The 17,597-nt window shown below is 41.1% G+C and carries 15 protein-coding genes and 1 pseudogene; 3 read left to right on the top strand and 13 right to left on the bottom strand.

Annotated features, from left to right (window positions below):
- The first annotated feature begins 312 nt into the window (after nt 1-312).
- Nucleotides 313-1,839, top strand: coding sequence for an ATP-binding cassette domain-containing protein (locus tag HMPREF0847_RS02025; protein ID WP_008809227.1), 1,527 nt, complete (start codon nt 313-315; stop codon nt 1,837-1,839).
- Nucleotides 1,840-1,914: 75 nt separating this feature from the next.
- Here the strand turns inward: HMPREF0847_RS02025 and HMPREF0847_RS02020 are convergent, their stop codons facing one another.
- The 9 genes from HMPREF0847_RS02020 to HMPREF0847_RS01980 all read right to left on the bottom strand — a co-directional run bounded on the left by HMPREF0847_RS02020 (nt 1,915) and on the right by HMPREF0847_RS01980 (nt 11,590).
- Complete coding sequence (locus HMPREF0847_RS02020) at nt 1,915-3,651, bottom strand: ABC transporter ATP-binding protein (RefSeq protein ID WP_008809228.1); 1,737 nt, start codon at nt 3,649-3,651, stop codon at nt 1,915-1,917.
- Nucleotides 3,641-5,383 carry an ABC transporter ATP-binding protein gene (locus HMPREF0847_RS02015; protein ID WP_008809229.1) on the bottom strand — a complete coding sequence of 581 codons (1,743 nt, stop codon included), beginning with the start codon at nt 5,381-5,383 and terminating at the stop codon, nt 3,641-3,643. The genes HMPREF0847_RS02020 and HMPREF0847_RS02015 overlap by 11 nt, the downstream gene beginning before the upstream one ends.
- 96 nt (nt 5,384-5,479) lie before the next feature.
- Entirely contained in the window at nt 5,480-6,667 is a 1,188-nt protein-coding gene (locus HMPREF0847_RS02010) for an MFS transporter (protein WP_008809230.1), read from the bottom strand.
- A gap of 157 nt (nt 6,668-6,824) precedes the next feature.
- A complete protein-coding gene (asnS, locus tag HMPREF0847_RS02005; protein ID WP_008809231.1) occupies nt 6,825-8,171 on the bottom strand; it encodes an asparagine--tRNA ligase in 1,347 nt (448 codons plus the stop codon).
- A 21-nt stretch (nt 8,172-8,192) separates the two neighbouring features.
- Nucleotides 8,193-8,558: a VOC family protein gene (locus HMPREF0847_RS02000; protein WP_008809232.1), complete on the bottom strand. Its 366-nt coding sequence runs from the start codon at nt 8,556-8,558 to the stop codon at nt 8,193-8,195.
- A gap of 198 nt (nt 8,559-8,756) precedes the next feature.
- Complete coding sequence (locus HMPREF0847_RS01995; RefSeq protein WP_008809233.1) at nt 8,757-9,227, bottom strand: hypothetical protein; 471 nt, start codon at nt 9,225-9,227, stop codon at nt 8,757-8,759.
- A gap of 234 nt (nt 9,228-9,461) precedes the next feature.
- Complete coding sequence (locus tag HMPREF0847_RS01990; RefSeq protein WP_227955607.1) at nt 9,462-9,776, bottom strand: hypothetical protein; 315 nt, start codon at nt 9,774-9,776, stop codon at nt 9,462-9,464.
- Nucleotides 9,777-9,926: 150 nt separating this feature from the next.
- The gene (locus tag HMPREF0847_RS01985) at nt 9,927-11,105 is read right to left on the bottom strand and encodes a pyridoxal phosphate-dependent aminotransferase (protein ID WP_008809235.1); all 1,179 of its coding nucleotides are present in this window, start codon (nt 11,103-11,105) and stop codon (nt 9,927-9,929) included.
- Nucleotides 11,102-11,590 carry a cell wall elongation regulator TseB-like domain-containing protein gene (locus HMPREF0847_RS01980; RefSeq protein WP_008809236.1) on the bottom strand — a complete coding sequence of 163 codons (489 nt, stop codon included), beginning with the start codon at nt 11,588-11,590 and terminating at the stop codon, nt 11,102-11,104. Before HMPREF0847_RS01980 ends, HMPREF0847_RS01985 begins: the two co-directional genes overlap by 4 nt.
- Before the next feature lie 81 nt (nt 11,591-11,671).
- Between HMPREF0847_RS01980 and HMPREF0847_RS01975 the strand changes: the two genes are divergently transcribed.
- Nucleotides 11,672-12,118 (top strand): MarR family winged helix-turn-helix transcriptional regulator, encoded by a 447-nt coding sequence (locus HMPREF0847_RS01975; RefSeq protein ID WP_037622268.1) that lies wholly within the window; start codon nt 11,672-11,674, stop codon nt 12,116-12,118.
- An 84-nt stretch (nt 12,119-12,202) separates the two neighbouring features.
- Nucleotides 12,203-12,751: pseudogene (locus tag HMPREF0847_RS01970) on the top strand (NADPH-dependent FMN reductase).
- Between the two features lie 142 nt (nt 12,752-12,893).
- Here the strand turns inward: HMPREF0847_RS01970 and HMPREF0847_RS01965 are convergent.
- From HMPREF0847_RS01965 to HMPREF0847_RS01950, 4 genes are all read right to left on the bottom strand, one after another.
- The gene (locus tag HMPREF0847_RS01965) at nt 12,894-14,360 is read right to left on the bottom strand and encodes a glycoside hydrolase family 32 protein (protein ID WP_008809239.1); all 1,467 of its coding nucleotides are present in this window, start codon (nt 14,358-14,360) and stop codon (nt 12,894-12,896) included.
- 8 nt (nt 14,361-14,368) lie between these two features.
- Nucleotides 14,369-15,223, bottom strand: coding sequence for a carbohydrate ABC transporter permease (locus HMPREF0847_RS01960; protein WP_008809240.1), 855 nt, complete (start codon nt 15,221-15,223; stop codon nt 14,369-14,371).
- Between the two features lies 1 nt (nt 15,224).
- Nucleotides 15,225-16,109 carry a carbohydrate ABC transporter permease gene (locus tag HMPREF0847_RS01955; RefSeq protein ID WP_008809241.1) on the bottom strand — a complete coding sequence of 295 codons (885 nt, stop codon included), beginning with the start codon at nt 16,107-16,109 and terminating at the stop codon, nt 15,225-15,227.
- Nucleotides 16,110-16,272: 163 nt separating this feature from the next.
- Nucleotides 16,273-17,595: an ABC transporter substrate-binding protein gene (locus tag HMPREF0847_RS01950; RefSeq protein WP_008809242.1), complete on the bottom strand. Its 1,323-nt coding sequence runs from the start codon at nt 17,593-17,595 to the stop codon at nt 16,273-16,275.
- Between the last annotated feature and the right edge of the window lie 2 nt (nt 17,596-17,597).

The following is a 17,597-nucleotide window of genomic DNA, read 5'->3' as shown; positions in this document are numbered from 1 at the left end:
TTCTGCTAAACTGTAGTCAAGTATATTTCGGAGGTACACGGAGACATGAAAAATTAAGTCTATTTTTTAAAGGAAACTTTATTTAGTAGATTTTGTCATGTTTCTGCATATCCGCGGGACTTTCGTTTTTTTGTGCTTTCAAGCTTCTATGGCTTATATTTAGATCAATCCTGTCGCTCCTATGACAGTGCAAGTTGTAAGTCTACAAACGAATTCCCCTATTTACACTCCTGTGTCTTCTTTGTGCAATCTCAACAGCTCTGCTAAATAAAGCAGAGCTGTTTTTTGTTTTAAAAAATGAAGGAGACATTTATGCTTCAAATAAGAAATCTAACCATTACCCACCTAAAAGATCTGAAAGAGTTAATCAAAGATTTGTCACTGACTGTAAATCAAGGAGACAAGGTCGCTATTATCGGTGAGGAGGGTAATGGCAAATCCACCCTGCTCAAGCTCTTGCTAGACGAGCGACTGGTCAGCTCCTATGTCAGCTACAGCGGACAGATTGATAAGTCCTATACTGCTGCTGTCTACCTGCCCCAGCAGTTGCCTTCAGAAGATGCCCAACTGACGCTCAATGACTATTTCTTTGCTGATTTTGAGACAGAGCTGGACTATGCCAAGCTCTATCGCTATGCTGGGGAGCTCAATTTTGACAGCCAGCGCTTTGCCAGTCAGCAGCAACTCTCTAGCCTATCTGGAGGAGAAAAACTTAAGGTTCAGCTCATCAAGAAACTAGCCAGCGATTGGGACATTCTCTTTCTTGACGAGCCCTCTAATGACCTTGATCTCGAAACTCTGACTTGGCTGGAAAACTTTATCAGCCATAGCCAGCAAACTGTCCTTTTCGTCTCTCACGACGAACACTTCCTCGCTCAAGCTGCGACCAAGATTGTTCATCTGGAGAGAATCAAAAAGAAGCAGGAAGCTAGAACCAGCGTCAAGAGTCTGGACTATGAAAATTACCGCCAGCAGCGTCAGGAGGCTTTTGAGAAACAAGGACAACTGGCACGGAAAGAGCGGGAAGAACACGCCAAGACCATGGAAAAACACCGACGGGTTAAGCAGAGTGTGGAGCATACTTTACGAAATACCCATGACGCTACTGCAGGTCGATTGGTGGCTAAGAAGATGAAAAATATTCTCTCGCAGGGCAAACGATTTGAAAAGGCAGGCGCTGAAATGACCGAAATCCCGACACAGGAAGATGTCATCAGCCTTCACTTCTCAGACATAGAAGCTCTGCCATTGACCAAAAGAATCCTAAAATTAGAAGGAATGAAGCTGAAAACAGACGAACGACAACTGGCGGATAACCTGACTCTGGAGGTCTGTGGCCAAGAAAAAATCGGACTGATTGGTGCTAATGGTGCAGGCAAATCTACTCTGCTTAAGGAAATATGGAAGATCCTGCGTGAGCGGACAGATATGCGAGTTGGCTACATGCCCCAGCATTATAGCGACTTGCTGGCTGATGAGAGCAGCCCTTTGGACTTTCTGGCTCCCTCAGGCGACAAGGCCCAGGAGGAGAAAATCCTGACGCATCTAGCTAGTCTTCAGTTCACGCGCGACGAGGCCCGCCATCCTATTGGGCAGCTTTCCGGTGGCCAAAAAGCCAAGCTCCTCCTGCTCAAACTAGTCCTAGACCGCCCCAATATCCTCCTTCTGGACGAGCCAACCCGCAACTTCTCTCCCACCTCTCAGCCTCAGGTTCGCCAGCTTTTGGCGACCTATCCTGGCGCCATTATCGCTGTCTCCCACGACCGCATCTTTCTCAAAGAAGTCTGTACAAAGATTTATAAACTGATGGAGACAGGGCTCGAAGAAGTTAAATTATAAGCAAAAAGAGTTGGAAATTCCAACTCTTTTAGTTTTGTTTAGCATCAATCTGTGAACTTTAATAAAGCTCCTCTTCTACTCCTGCGCCGTCTGCATTTGGTAATAAACGCCTCTGGCTGCCATGAGCTCCTGATGATTACCATGTTCGACGATATTGCCGTCTACCATGACGAGGATGATGTCCGCATTTTGAATAGTGGACAAACGATGGGCGATGATAAAGCTAGTCCGTCCCACCATGAGCTTGCTGAAAGCCTCCTGAATCAAGACTTCTGTCCGAGTATCAATGGAGGAAGTCGCCTCATCCAAGATTAGGATTTTAGGAACGGAAAGGAAGACACGCGCAATGGTCAAGAGCTGCCGCTGACCTTGAGAAAGTGAGTCCCCAGCATCCGCCAGATAGGTGTCATAGCCCTGAGGCAGCTGCTGGATAAAGAAATGAGCGTTGGCCGCCTTGGCAGCTGCAATGACCTCTTCTCGGCTAGCGTCTGGCCGGCCAAAAGCTATGTTGTCATGAATGGTCGCCGTCTTGAGCCAAGTCTCCTGCAGTACCATACCGAACTGCTGACGATAAGAGGCTCTGGTGTAATGACTGATAGGAATACCATCTAAAGAAATAAGGCCACTATCAACATTGTAAAAGCGCATGAGGAGATTAATCAAGGTTGACTTACCAGCACCAGTTGGCCCGACAATGGCGACCTTGCTAGCTGCTGGAATCCTTATATTCAAATCCTGAATCAACTCTTTGCCGGACTCATAGCCAAAAGCCACATGCTCAAAGCTAATCTGTCCTTTGACATCTTCAGACTGAAGAATTCCCTGGCCTGGCTCTGCTATTTCTTCTTGGTCCAAAACGCTGTAAATCCTCTCCGCACAAGCTAAAGCGCTCTGCAATTCTGACATGACTGACGATATATCGTTGAAGGGCTTGGTGTACTGGTTGACGTAGTTGAGAAAAGTTACCAGCTGCCCAACCGTAAAGCCTGTTCCCTGAATGATTCGGACAGCCCCAAAGCCTACAATCAAAGCATAGATCAGAGCATTGATAAAACGAGTCGAAGGATTGACTGTTGATGAATAGAAAATAGCCGCCTGCGAATAGTCTGCATAGATTTGATTACTGCGGGTAAAAGCTGAGTCAAACTGCTCCAGAGCATTAAAAGCCTGGATCAGACTTTCTTGAGTCAAACTTTCCTCAATCAGCTGGGTCTGTGCTCCCCTCGCCTGTGTCTGTCGTTGGAAAAAGCTAAAACTCTTTCTGGCAATAAAGCGAGCTAAGAAGAGAGAAAGGGGTGTCAAAAGCAGAACCAGAAGTAAGAGGAAAAAGTCCAATCTGGCCATACTAATGATGGTCACTAAAATTGTCAGCAAACCCACAAAAAATTGATTGAAAACCATAAGTAGGCCATTGCTGAGCTGCTCCAAGTCCGTCGTCACCCGACTAACCAAGTCGCCGGTTCCCTGCCGATCTAGATAAGCCAAAGGCAAATAGTGAACTTTCTTGATAACGCCTTGACGGAGCTGCTGGCTGTAGCGATAGACCAGCTGATTATAGAGTAAGGGATTGAGCCACTGAATCAGCGTATTGGCTAAGATAACCAACAGCATCTGGCCCAGAATCGGCATCAAATGCTGGTCCGCTTGCGGAAGAAGAACACTATCAACCGCATTCCCGATTAAAACTGGGAGAAGAACAGTTAGAGCCACTTGAGCCACCGTTCCCAGACTAGCTAGGAGAAAAAGCCAGCGCGCCTGTAGCAAGTCTCGAGTCAAACGCCTCAAGCTACTAGATGATGTCTTATGCTTCATGCTTTCCCTCCTCTCCTTGACTATGCTGTGATTGATGGATTTCTCGGTAAATGGCAGAGCTGATTAGGAGTTCCTCATGGCGACCAAGGGCCACCTGTTCTCCCTTATCTAGGACTAAGATTTGATCCGCTGAGCGCAAACTATTGGTCCGCTGAGAGATCAAGACCAGACTGGTCTCTGTCAATTCATTCTTGATAGCCTGCAAGAGTCTTGCCTCTGTCAGATAGTCCAGAGCAGAGGTTGCATCATCTAAAACCAAGAAAGGCGCTCTCCGCAAGACAGCTCTGGCAATGGTTAAACGCTGACGCTGACCGCCAGAAAAATTCCGACCAAAGGCCTCTACAGTCGCATCCAAGCCACCTTCCTTCTGAGAGACAAAGTCCGCCGCTTGAGCAATCTCTAAAGCCTGCCACAAGTCTGCGTCTGTTGGCTTGCTTGACATGCCCAAGGTCAGATTGGAACGAACAGTTCCTTGGAAAAGCTCCGCCTTCTGAGGCACCAGACTAATCCAAGATCGCCATTCTCTGAGATTTTTAGGACTACGTCCTTGGAAAAATATGGTCAACTGACCAGCAGCCACAGGATAGAGATGAGACAGCAGCTGAACCAGAGTAGATTTACCTGAACCTGTCCCGCCAATAACCCCCAAAGTCTGGCCGTTTTTCAAATCAAAAGTCAGACCAGTCAAGGCTGGACTAGCTGCATTTGGATAAGAAAAGCTGACTTGCTGGACTTTAATAGCTTGATTCGGCAGAGCTGTTTCCTGCACTAATTCCTGCAGGACATCTTCTTCTGCTTGCTCGAAGACCTGACTGATTCGGCCTGCACTGATATAGCTTTGATTGAGCGAGTTGACCAGCATAGCTAGCTTGAGCAATTCCACTAAAATCTGTAATAAATAATTAACCAAGGCCACTAGCATCCCCTGGGTCAGCAGGCCTTTGCCAATAAAAGCATTCCCCTGCCAAATCACAGCAATCAGGGTACCATTGACCGTAAGAAAGGTCAGAGGACTAATCAGACTAGCCAGAACTCCAGTCCTGATTTGCCAGGTTTTATAAAGCTCGTTGCGATTGCGAAAACTCTGAATCTCACGCTGGGTCTGACCGAAAGCTCGTATAACCCGCATGCCCTGTAGCTGCTCACGCGTCAGATTGACTAGCTGGTCAGTCAGCTGACGAATCTTGGCATAGAGGGGATTCATCAGACGAGACATGAAAACGATAATAGCCGTTAAAATTGCCACCATGAGCAAGAACCACAAGGTAATGACTGGACTGATAGTAAAGGCCATGATGATGGAGCCAAAAACAATGATAGGCGCCCGCAGGAAGAGACGAAGAAATTGATTGATGCCCGTCTGGATCTGATAGGTGTCACTCGTCAGTCGAGTCACCAAGCTAGAAGTCGTCAGCTCATCCCGACTAGCCTTGGGCAAGCGCAGAATCTTTTGATATAGGTCACCTGTCATCTGACGAGTAAAGCCCACTGCTGCCTTTGACGAATAATACTGGGCCACCACTGCTACCACCACGCCTAGCGCAGCCAAGCCCATCAAAAGAAAAACCATCCAGTAGAGATGGGAGCTGTCGTGTCTAGGAATGGTCTCATCCACAATCCCCGCAATCAAAAGCGGAACCAAGAGTTCAAAACTGGCCTCCAAGAGCTTAAACAAGGGTCCCAGCAAAGACTCCCTGATATAGCCCTTGAAATATTTCAATAAATCTTTCATACTGTCTACTTCTCCATTAAACTGTATTTATTTTACCATAATTTTCAAAGGGTAAAAAATATTCTCCTTCTGACCAGCAGAAAGAGAACATTAATCTTAGACTTCTTGTAAATTCTGGCTTATTTTCTTTAGCCCCATATGCAAAAATGGAGTTACAGCAAATAAGAAGCCGCCTAAAACTATAAACGTCCAGTCAAAACCAAAGTGGTCGATCAACCAGCCCGTCACAGGGAAAATGACAATCATACTTAGGCTGAACATCATAGAATAGACACTGAGCATGGTCGCCCGTACTTCACTTGGCAGCTGTTTTTGCAAATCGTTGTCAAAAATCGGCTGGAAAAGAGCATACAAGGCGTTGCTGATTAGATAAATCAAAATATAGATGAAGGGCGTTCCAAAATAGGACAGCAAGTAGCTTGCTCCAGTTAGAAGAACTACTGTAGGAAAGAGTTTCAAGGCAGAATATTTCTTTCCAATCACACTTGCCAGATAGACCGCCAAGATATTCAAAGCACTGCCAATCAGCATGACTACCGAAATCTGCCAATCTTTTAAGTCGGGCAATTGATTTTGATAATAAAAATAAAACATACACATGAGAGTTCCGATGATTTGGGACAGAATCATCCAGATAAAAAGGCTGGGATTTCTCTGCAACTCCTCTTTGACAGCCCAGATAATCTTTTTCATAGTCAGGCGTTCCGCTTTCTCTGCTTTGACACTTGGCTCCTTCAGCATCCAGGTTAAGAAAAGAACGATGATAGAGGTCCCAATCATGATATAGTAGGTCAGATGCAATTGTCCATGGACAAAAAATCCGGCCCAGACCGTTCCCAAAGACCGAGTCGCTTCAGCCACCCCAGACATAAAACTGGAGATGGATAAGTAACGTTCCTTGAGTCCGGCCTCCACAGATGAATCATAGACCATGGCTGCGCTTGTCCCCGAATCAAAATTATAGGACCAAGCACTAATCACCATAGCCAGTGCATAGACCCAGAAGTTCCCCTGCCCCGCCAACATAAGAATCGAAGACACAATCCCAGCTATCCGGCTCAGATAAAGATTGGTCTTGTAGGAAAAGCGATCCGCCAACATCCCAGAAGGAATTTCACAGATGACACTAGTGGCATGAAAGATACTTTCCAAAAGCCCAATCTGCCAAAGGGACATGCCATTTTGACTTAGAAATAAAATCCAAAAACTAGTAATGCCTAGAAAGGCAAAAAATTCTACTCCGGCCATAAGACCGATATTTTTCCGATAACTTCTTTTAAACATATTTTCTCCTTTAACAAGTGTTTTTTTAATTTCTATCCTTTATCACTTGTTAATCTGCTGTTTACATGACTCCTACCTCTTCTTTCTCTAAAATTCTATATTTGGATTATTTCATAGTTCATTGTTGAAAAAACGCCACATGGGCGTTTTCATTAATTTACGGTTTAATACGGTGCAACATACGTGGGAATGGAATGGCTTCACGGATATGCTTAGTACCAGCTACAAAGGTTACCATACGCTCGATACCGATACCGAAGCCACCATGTGGAACTGTTCCATACTTACGAAGATCCAGGTAGAATTCATATTCTGTCGTATCCATACCAAGATCATTCATCTTAGCAACAAGGGCATCGTAGTCTTCCTCACGCATAGAGCCTCCGATGATTTCACCGTAGCCTTCTGGAGCAAGCAAGTCTGCACAGAGGACACGGTTAGGATTTCCAGGAACTGGCTTCATGTAGAAAGCCTTGATAGCTGCTGGGTAGTTCACGACAAAGGTTGGTACACCAAAGTGGTTGGAAATCCATGTTTCATGCGGTGAACCAAAGTCATCACCATGTTCAAGATGCTCATAATCTGCATCCTCATCATTTTCATGGGCTTGCAAGAGGTCAATCGCTTCATCATAGCTAACACGCTTGAAAGGCTCTGCAATATAGCGTTTCAAGAGTTCTACATCACGCTCCAAGGTTTCCAAAGCTTGAGGAGCACGATCAAGAACACCTTGGATCAAAGCCTTAACATAAGCTTCTTGCAAGTCAAGTGACTCATCATGGGTCAAGTATGAATACTCTGCATCCATCATCCAGAACTCAGTCAAATGACGACGGGTTTTTGATTTTTCAGCACGGAATACAGGACCAAAGTCAAAAACGCGACCAAGAGCCATAGCACCTGCTTCCAGATAAAGCTGACCTGACTGACTCAAGTATGCTGGAGTTCCGAAATAGTCTGTTTCAAAAAGCTCAGTTGAGTCTTCTGCAGCATTTCCTGACAAGATTGGGCTGTCAAACTTCATAAAGCCATTCTTGTCAAAGAATTCATAGGTAGCGTAGATGATGGCATTGCGGATCTGCATCATGGCAACTTGCTTACGAGAACGCAGCCACAAGTGACGGTTGTCCATAAGGAAGTCAGTCCCATGTTCTTTGGGCGTGATCGGATAATCATTTGACTCACCAATTACTTCGATGTCTGTGATATCCAGCTCATAGCCAAATTTTGAACGCTCATCTTCCTTGACGATCCCTGTCACAAAAACAGATGTTTCCTGGCTAAGTCGTTTGATAGTATCAAATTTCTCAAGTCCTACTTCTTCACCAAATTTCTCGATAAAATTAGGCTTGAAGGCTACACCTTGGAAAAAGGCTGAACCATCACGTAGTTGTAAAAAAGCAATCTTACCCTTACCTGATTTGTTGGCAACCCAAGCACCTATGGTCACTTCTTTACCCACGTAGTCTTTTACATCAATAATCGTTACATATTTGTTTGACACTTTTTTTCTCTTTTCTATTTTTTATTCTTTGTGACAGACTGCCTCGACATTATTACCATCTGGATCCAAGACAAAGGCTGCATAATAAGGTTGGTGATATTGGGGACGAATACCCGGAGCGCCATTATCTTGACCTCCCGCTGCTAGACCAGCTTGATAAAAAGCATCCACTTGCTCTCTAGTCTCAGCACGAAAGGCAAAATGAGACGCATCTGATTGCCCCTGACTTAACCAAAAATCTCCAGCTGGAGCTGTTTGAGGCTCTGCAAAACTTACCGCCTGAGGAATTTCAAAGGCAATTTTGTAGCCCAATGGCTCTAAAGCTTGCTGATAAAAGAGCTTGCTGGCTTCCAAATCCTTGACTGTAATCCCAAAATGATCAATCATATCTGCCTCCTAGATTGGTTGCTAAATGTCACTTTATTTCAAGACAAATCTTTTGGACATCTGTTCTATATTTTACCATAAAGCGATTGCAATAGCTATCCTTGAAGAGACGAAAATTTAAAATTCTTTAAAAAGCTATCTTTTTCCGAAAATACTATTCTATAAGAAATCAGAAAAAGAAAACAGCTGTTTGGAAAATCAGTCTCCTTTCTTATTTTCAAGCTTCTCAGACTTTTCATAAACCATACTACTTTTCTTAGTATTTACCTCTCCCTTATCATTGACTTCAATATGTTCCTTAAAATAAGTCCGCTCAATCTGAGGGTTATAACGAGTCTCATAAACCATAGTAAAGTCTGCATATCCCTTCCCAGAAAGTTCCTGCTCTGAAGGTCCACCGAGAGAATTTTTCAAATGCTCGCTGTTTAAAGTTCGTAACTTTAACTCTAACCCTGGTTGATAATCGTTCAAGTACCAATCCATTCGGGTTGATGCATTTTCTTCAAAAAAGATCCGGTACTGTCTACCCTTGGCTTGTAAGCTATAAGTAGGTTCGCCAGACTTTGATTCAGAAATAGTTGTCCACCCTTGCTCAGCATTAAGGAAAGAACAAGCCGTCAATAGGAGCAAACATATTATTAGGTTTAAAAATATCAAACTACGTTTCATGCCACATTCCTTTCTAATAGAAATCAAAACATATATTAGATACACTTTAACTCATATTAAGGCTATATGTCTTGACTCTGAGCTACTCCATAAGGAAGCCCTAGAACAAACGCTTTCAGAATCATTTTATCACTTTAAACAACCTCTTACCAGCTAGAGTCGAAGAAAAGCAAAAAGGACAGGCTTTAAGCCCATCCTCTATTTTAAAAATATAATTGCTTTTCATTTATATGTTTACTTAGAATCAACCTTTTCAGTCTTAACTAAGACCATACTGCTTTCTGAAGGTTTGATTTGTCCATTCTTGTCGGCAGTTATTCCAACTTGATAATAATTTATTTCTTTTTGACTACCTGAATAATGTTCATAAACCATAGTAAAGTTAGCCGAACCTTGACCAGACAGTTCCCTCTTGGCTGTCGCCCCGTCTAACCCTTTTATCTCTTCTTGATTAAGAGTATGGCACTCAAGATTTTCAAGTGGATTATAATTATCTAAATGCCAGGTTTTTCTAGCTGAACCATTGTCATTGTATAGAATCTGGTACATTTTTCCAGACACTTGTAACCTATAAAAGGGGTCTCCCTCCTTAGACTGAGAAACAGTGGTCCACCTCTGCTCTGAATGAACAAAAGAACAAGCGGTCAAGCAAACCAAACTGACTGCCAACATTGCAAAACAGGAGATTCTCCTCATGCTTTAGCGCTCCATAAATTGCTGCAGGCGTTGAACAGCTCCTTTAAGTGTTTCCAGATCAGTCGCATAGCTGAGACGGACATTTTCTGGAGCACCAAATCCTGCGCCAGTCACCAAAGCCACACCAACTTCTTCCAAAATAGCTGTGGTAAAGGCTGTCACATCTGTATAACCTTTCATCTCCATAGCTTTTTTGACATTAGGGAAGAGATAGAAGGCTCCTTGAGGCTTAATGACCTCAAAACCTGGTACTTGAGCTAGAAGTGGGTAGATGGTATTGAGACGCTCTTCAAAGGCCTGACGCATAATTTCAACAGTCTCCTGACTACCTGTCAAGGCTTCAATAGCAGCATACTGGGCAACTGTCGTTGGATTGGAAGTGGTTTGGCCTGCAACCTTGCTCATAGCAGCTATGATTTCTGGTTCACCAACAGCATAGCCAATCCGCCAGCCAGTCATGGAATAACTCTTAGAAACGCCATTGATAACCACTGTTTGCTTGCGGATAGCCTCTGATAGACTAGAAATTGGCGTAAATTTATTACCGTTATAAACCAGACGTCCATAGATGTCATCTGCCAAAATCAGAACGTCATGCTCCACAGCCCAGTTTCCAATAGCCAAAAGTTCCTCGGCTGTATAAATCATCCCCGTCGGATTGGATGGTGAATTCAGAACTAAGACCTTGGTCTTGTCAGTTCGAACAGCTTCCAATTGTTCTACAGTTATCTTAAAGTCGTTCTCTTCAGTAGCTTGAACAAAAACAGGAATTCCTTCAGCCATCTGAATTTGATCGCCGTAGCTGACCCAATAAGGCGTAGGAATAATTGCTTCATCACCTGGATCAAGAACACTCATAAAGAAGGTGTAGAGGGAGAACTTAGCTCCTGTTGCCACCGTCACTTGATTCGGCTTGATTTCATAACCATAATAGTTGGCAAAGTATTGAACAATAGCTTCTTTTAACTCTGGAAGACCACTAGCCACTGTATAGAAACTAGCTTTTCCATCTTCAATAGCTGCCACAGCTGCTTGCTGAATGTTTTTAGGAGTCGGAAAATCCGGCTCTCCAAGAGTTAGCGACAGAATATCTCTGCCTTCAGCCTTTAAAGCTTTGGCTCTAGCTGCTGCAGCCAAAGTCACACTTTCTTCCATTTTTAAAACACGATTAGATAATTTCATAGCCCCTCCTTGCTCAGCAATTTCCTTTTTTCAAAATCGACAATATAGTAACTCTTTCCAGATTTGACTTCCCAAATTGGTCGGCCGTTCAAATAACCAAAAGTCACTTTGTCAATCACATCAGCTCCGTTTTTCTTTGCAATCTTTTCAGCCTGCCTTTTGCTAGTTCCCTCACTGAGTTCATAAACAAAAATTTTATCAGAACCCTTCTCAATCAGGATGGCTTTTTTCTTCTCTTGATCCGTTTCACCTAGCAAGCTGTAATAGGTCTTGTCCCCATTGTAAATAGCAAAGCTATCAACTTTACTGACTCCTGCATACTTGCGTGCCAACTCAATGGAATTAGAACGAGCAGCCCGATAAGGCTCCATTGATAAATTAAATAGATTTAGCAGAGAAAAGGCAAGCACCGTTAAAAGAATACCTATTCCAATGACATACTGCCATATAAGGATTTTTTTATTTCTTTTTCTTCTATTTTTCACTCGTCCATTATACTATAATTCTATCTATATTTCTATCTTTTTCACATTGATTTTAATACTATTTATTGATAAAATATGGCTATGAGAACACTAGAAGAATTATTAGAAGAAAATAAACTAGACCTTAAAACCATGATTGTTTTTAGGAAGGCTGAGCGGACCATACGCTCCATTGAACAAAGAGTCATCAAAGAAAACAAACTAACCCCTACTCAGTTTTCTGTTCTGGAAACTCTCTACAGTAAGGGAAGAATGCGAATCCAAGATCTGATAGACCATATGCTTGCGACCTCTGGAAATATGACTGTCGTCATCAAAAATATGGTTCGTGACGGCTTGATTTCTCGGACTAGCGATCCAAATGATCGCCGTTCTTATCTGATTGAATTAAGCCAGAAAGGTCAGGAATTAATCGAAGAAATCTTTCCTCAGCATATCCTGTGTGTAAAGGATGCCCTAGCTATTTTATCAGACGAAGACAAAGAGACTCTCATTTCAATTTTAAAAAAATATAAAAATCTGAGCTAAATAATTGCTAATTAGTAACATTTGTTGTAACATAAACGGTAACAAGAGGTCTAACCCTCTTTGATTAAAAAATATGGAGGACTCATAATGTCTAAAGTACTATTTATCGTTGGATCCCTTCGTCAAGGTTCTTTTAACCACCAACTGGCGCAAGAAGCTGAAAAAGCTTTGTCTGGTAAAGCTGACGTGTCTTACCTCGATTAGTCTCAAGTTCCAATCTTTAGTCAAGATTTGGAACAATCAACGCCTTCAGCTGTTGCTAAGGTCCGTGAAGAGGTCCAAGCTGCTGATGCTATCTGGATTTTCTCACCGGTTTACAACTTCTCTATTCCTGGTTCAGTGAAAAATCTGCTAGACTGGCTCTCTCGTTCACTTGATCTTTCTGATCCTCGTGGCGCTTCTGCTATTAACGAGAAGATTGTGACTGTCTCTTCAGTTGCGAATGCAGGACAAGAACCAATGTTTGCTATCTATAAAGACTTACTACCATTTATTCGGACAACTGCTGTGGGAGAATTCACCTCAGCTCAAGTCAATGATTCTGCTTGGGTAGATGGTAAATTTATTGCTAGCTCAGAAACTCTTGCGGGACTAAAAGCTCAAGCGGACGCTCTTCTTGCAGCTATCAATTAGAAATTATAACTCCAATGATTTAAAACACTGGGATGCCAATCTCAGTGTTTTTCCTGTTTAACCAACAATAAAAACCAGTTTAAGTAACCAAACTTGGTCTACTTAAACTGGTTCAAATAGGGGGCAAAATAATCGATCTCGCTCAAGCTATATCATAAAATCCTAACGTTTTTATATTCAATTTATCAGCATTTGTTAAGACAATATCTGTCCCAAATTCTTTTTCATAAAACGTCATAGACATTGTTTGTCCATTTACAAAAAGCTCGATTGAATTAATATCTCGAAGAATTTCCAAGGTTAATGACTTAGGAGGATCTGATATATTCAGATGGCGAATATCCGCATAAGGTTCTTCTTTTCCAATAATCTTATGGCCCAGTCGTTCACGTCCCAAAGATAAGACCTGATTATTTTCATTATAGGAGATTTTCACACCCTGCTGATTTATGACATTTCTTGCATATATCAATTCAAAATCTTCTGGCTTTTCAAGCTCTAGTATTAGGTATTGTTGCTGTTTAACAGCACTGGAGAAGACTAATTCTGATTGATCAACTTGACCTGAAAATCTCTCTTGTATAGTTAGTTGGCTTGTTAATGTCTCAGGAATCTCTTGATACAAACGATTATTCTTAATGGATAATTTACGAGGAATGGTCATCATACCAGCCCATCCGTGATTTAAATCATGTGTGGGAATATTTCGATGCCACATCTGTTGCCAAGCTACTAGATAGCGTTCCCCTTTGTCATTAACACAGGTCTGTGGAGCATAAAAATCCAATCCGCCATCTATTTCGTGAAAATTTTCCACTTGAAAATAACCTGATTCCCAGTCAACACCTCCAATGAATGCAAGAGTAGAGTTTAAATTCCAATATTGGTTGCCTTTACGTTCCATCTCAATTGGAGACATAATAAGAACCCATTTGCCATCCAATTCAAATAGATCTGGACATTCCCACATGATTCCTTGATCTTCTTTTCCTACTAATAGTACTGATTTAAAACGCCAATCGAAGCAATTATCCGACTCAAACAAAAGAATTTGTCCCCTATTGTCCTCTGTTTTAGAAGCGACAACTGTATAATAGTGGCTGTCGTATTTCATAATTTTCGGATCACGAAAATCCGCAATATCTGCAATTCCGTTTATATGCTTTTCTCCAATAACTGGATTTCCGGCATACTTTTCAAAATGAATACCATCATGTGAAACTGCCATACATTGGGTCTCTGTGCGTACATTTCCTTCTTCAACATGACCAGTATAGATAAGAACTAACTTATCATCTATCACAATGGCACTTCCAGAGAAACAACCATTTCTATCATAAACTTCACTCGGAGCCAAAGCTACTGGTAATTCCTCCCAGTGAATCAAATCTTTTGATTTAGCATGTCCCCAATGCATAGGTCCCCAAACACTATCATATGGGTAAAATTGATAAAAGAGATGATACTCGTTCTTATAGTAAACAAAACCATTTGGATCATTCATCCAACCAATTGGGGGCAACAAATGAAACTTGCCTCGATAGCAATGATTAACTCGATGACGATTTTCTTTGATATATCGATTTACTTGTTCAATCTTTTCTTTCATAAAGTCACCTACTTAATACCTGTCCCTGAACCACCCAAACCTTGAATAATGTATTTTTGAGCGACAATATAAACCAAGATCAATGGAATTGTTGAAATCGTTAAGACAGCCATTACTTGGTTGATATAGACAGGTTGAGTTGTATTAATGGTTGTAATCGCAACTTGGAGAGAGAATTTTGATGAATCCGTCAAAACCATGAGTGGCCAAATATAATCATTCCAGCTAGAAATAAAAGACAAGACTCCTACTGTTGCTACTGCAGGTTTAGACATGGGTAGCATAATACGGAAGAATATCCGTAAAATACTTGCGCCATCCATCCGAGCAGATTCGATGATTTCTTCAGGAATAGCAATAAAAAAATTTCTAAATAGATAAATATTAAAAACACTTGCTAAACCAGGTATAATAACAGCTAAGCGATTATTAACCAACCCTAGTGCGTTAATAATGGTAAACTGAGGGATCAACATCGTTTCCATTGGAATAATCAACAAAGCCAAAAGGATACCAAATAAAAGTTTTTTCCCAGAAAAGTTAATTTTAGCAAAGGCAAAACCTGCTAAAGAGTTAACGATGATAGATCCTATAGCAAAAGTTCCAGCATAGAAAATACTATTTCCGATATAGGTAAGGATGCTAAAACGCTCTAAAACTTCTTGATAAGGCTTAAACCAATTTGCTGGATTTAAGCTTGGTAAGAAAGCCTGCCAACCTGTCAAATTCTTGTAAACATCAGCTTCTGGCTTCATAGAGGAAACCACCATCCAAATCATTGGAAAAAGAAAGAGAGCAGCTAAGAGGGTTAAGAGGACATATTCCAGAATAGTCGTTGGTCTAAAAATTTTTCTACGTTTCATTCTAGTTGTCCTCCTTCAATACACGTCTTTGGACTAAGCTAATCATACCAATCAATGTTGTAAATACAAGGGCAATTGAACTTGAATATCCAACCAATCGATCTGTGAACCCTTGTTGGTAAATATAATAAACCATGGTAATAGTTGAGTTCATCGGACCACCCTGAGTCATAACCATTGGCTGAACAATGAGCTTAAAAGCAGAAATCAATGTTGTCAAGAGGACAAACAAAGCGGTTGGTTTCAAAAGTGGCATCGTAATGTAACGGAATTGTTCCCATTTAGTAAAACCATCTAATTCTGCCGCTTCATAAACATCTTGTGGAATATTTTGCATACCTCCAAGGAAAAGGAGCATTTGATAACCTGCACCTTGCCAAGCTGATACAAAGACAATAGCATACATGGCTTGTTTTGGACTCCTCAAGAATGGCTGAGACGCAATTCCAATTTTATTCAACAAGGCATTCAAAAGACCATTATTTGGATTCAATAGATAAAGCCATAAAATCGAAATAACAACTAGTGACATTACAACTGGAGCAAAGAAAGCTACCTTAAAAAACATATTTCCTTTTCGTTTTTTATTGACAATCAAAGCCATACCTAGCGCTGCACCAAGCTGAATAGGAATAATCCATACAACAAATTGTGCCGTATTAACAACACTCTTTAAGAAAATTGGATCTTTAAACAAACGAATAAAATTTTCTAAACCAATAAATTTTCTGTCGTCTGGTGTCAATAAATAGTAATCTGTAAAAGCATAATAAACAACCATACAGACTGGAATAACCAGGAAAATCAAAAGCAGGATTAAAGCTGGCGATAAAAAACCATATCCTAAAAGATTTTCTTTTAATTTTAAACTCTTTTTCTGGTTCATGTTAAATTCCTCCAAGATATGATAAATTAAGTAAAATCATGATAAATTAATGTAAAAATGGAACATTAAAAAATTGACATACTTATCTGCATATTCGCTAAACAAAAACTGGCTGAGACCAACTTCATATTTGACGTTTTGCCCCACCCAGTTTTATTGTCATCTATTTTTTCAAACTATCATCAATAGCCGTTTGCATCTCTTTGGCGCGTGAATCAAGCACTTTTTGAACATCTGGATTTTCTTCATAGTAGCTGATGTCTTGCATAGCTTGTTGGAATGAACGTGATACTTGCGGATAGGCTACTACAACAGGACGTGCATGCGCAGTAGCTGCGTTTTGTTCCATCAAGAAACGCATTGGTTCAGAAACTTTGTCTTTGATATTTTTAATAGTTGATTTACGGATTGGCAACACACTATTTCCAAGGCTTAAAATTTCGCTTGATTCAGTATTCGTTGCAAATTTAACAAACTCAGCAGCTGCATCTTTTTTGTTAGACTTAGTTGTAACTGCTAATTGCCAGCTTCCTGAAGGTGATACCAATTTCTTAGTCTTGTTTGACACAGGATATGGCAAAATACCGAAATCAATATCTTTATAGTTGGTTTGCAAATCAGCAATTGTCCACGAACCACTTAACACCATTGGATACTGTCCAGTTTCAAATCCTTTTTCAACTGGACTAACAGTTGTATATCCTTCTTTTACTAAATCTTGGATAAATTGAACAGCTTGTGTACTTTCTTTAGAGTTAAAGTACCCTTCCGCTTTTGTTCCATCTTCATTTACTACACTGCCACCATTTGACCAAATCAATGGCATATATGCATAAGGAAGCATTTCATCATTTGAGTTCAAACGGAAATCAATAGCAGCTTCTTTAAAGTGATCTTTTAGCTTTTTACTAACCGCTTTGAATTCATTCCAAGTCCAAGGCTTTTTCAAAGTTGGTAAACTTGATTCATCAATTCCTGCTTCTTTAAACATTTTTTTATTATAATAAATTCCTACGTTTGATTCTGAGTAACCAAATGCATAGAATTTACCATCGTAAGTCCCTTGTTGTTTGATACTATCAAGCACATCCTCCATATTATTATCTTTCAAATAATCATCTAATGGAGTAATAACCTTTGATTTAGCATATGCTGCTGTATTCGGACCATCAAGCGTAATCACATCAGGTAAACTATTTGTTGTAATCGCTGCGTTAACTTTATCTTCATATCCACCGCCGCTTCCGCTACGCGGAATAAACTCAGTTACAACTTTGTATTTTCCTTTATACTTCTTATTAAAGTTTTGAACTACTTGTTCCCAAGCCTTCCCTTCTGCAGTCTCATCAGAAAATTGAACCCAAACTTTCACGTCATCTTTTGATGCTGCTTCTTTAGAAGTCTTACTAGATGAACCTCCACTACATCCAGCAAGAAGCCCTAGTGATAGTGCAGCAACCATTGACAGAATTACGCCTTTACGCATAT

It is taken from the genome of Streptococcus sp. 2_1_36FAA (assembly GCF_000161955.2).
Lineage (GTDB): Bacteria > Bacillota > Bacilli > Lactobacillales > Streptococcaceae > Streptococcus > Streptococcus gordonii.
Note: the sequence above shows the minus strand (reverse complement) of the source record. Positions and strands in the feature narration are given on the sequence as shown.

Bases quoted from the DNA above. Each gene is read 5' to 3' on its own strand.
- HMPREF0847_RS01985 (WP_008809235.1), bottom strand. From the start codon at position 11,105: ATGAAATTATCTAATCGTGTTTTAAAAATGGAAGAAAGTGTGACTTTG.
- HMPREF0847_RS01990 (WP_227955607.1), bottom strand. From the start codon at position 9,776: ATGTACCAGATTCTATACAATGACAATGGTTCAGCTAGAAAAACCTGG.
- HMPREF0847_RS02015 (WP_008809229.1), bottom strand. From the start codon at position 5,383: ATGAAAGATTTATTGAAATATTTCAAGGGCTATATCAGGGAGTCTTTG.
- HMPREF0847_RS02010 (WP_008809230.1), bottom strand. From the start codon at position 6,667: ATGTTTAAAAGAAGTTATCGGAAAAATATCGGTCTTATGGCCGGAGTA.
- HMPREF0847_RS01965 (WP_008809239.1), bottom strand. From the start codon at position 14,360: ATGAAAGAAAAGATTGAACAAGTAAATCGATATATCAAAGAAAATCGT.
- HMPREF0847_RS01950 (WP_008809242.1), bottom strand. From the start codon at position 17,595: ATGCGTAAAGGCGTAATTCTGTCAATGGTTGCTGCACTATCACTAGGG.
- HMPREF0847_RS01960 (WP_008809240.1), bottom strand. From the start codon at position 15,223: ATGAAACGTAGAAAAATTTTTAGACCAACGACTATTCTGGAATATGTC.
- HMPREF0847_RS02025 (WP_008809227.1), top strand. From the start codon at position 313: ATGCTTCAAATAAGAAATCTAACCATTACCCACCTAAAAGATCTGAAA.
- HMPREF0847_RS01975 (WP_037622268.1), top strand. From the start codon at position 11,672: ATGAGAACACTAGAAGAATTATTAGAAGAAAATAAACTAGACCTTAAA.
- HMPREF0847_RS02000 (WP_008809232.1), bottom strand. From the start codon at position 8,558: ATGATTGATCATTTTGGGATTACAGTCAAGGATTTGGAAGCCAGCAAG.
- HMPREF0847_RS01955 (WP_008809241.1), bottom strand. From the start codon at position 16,109: ATGAACCAGAAAAAGAGTTTAAAATTAAAAGAAAATCTTTTAGGATAT.
- HMPREF0847_RS02020 (WP_008809228.1), bottom strand. From the start codon at position 3,651: ATGAAGCATAAGACATCATCTAGTAGCTTGAGGCGTTTGACTCGAGAC.
- HMPREF0847_RS01995 (WP_008809233.1), bottom strand. From the start codon at position 9,227: ATGAAACGTAGTTTGATATTTTTAAACCTAATAATATGTTTGCTCCTA.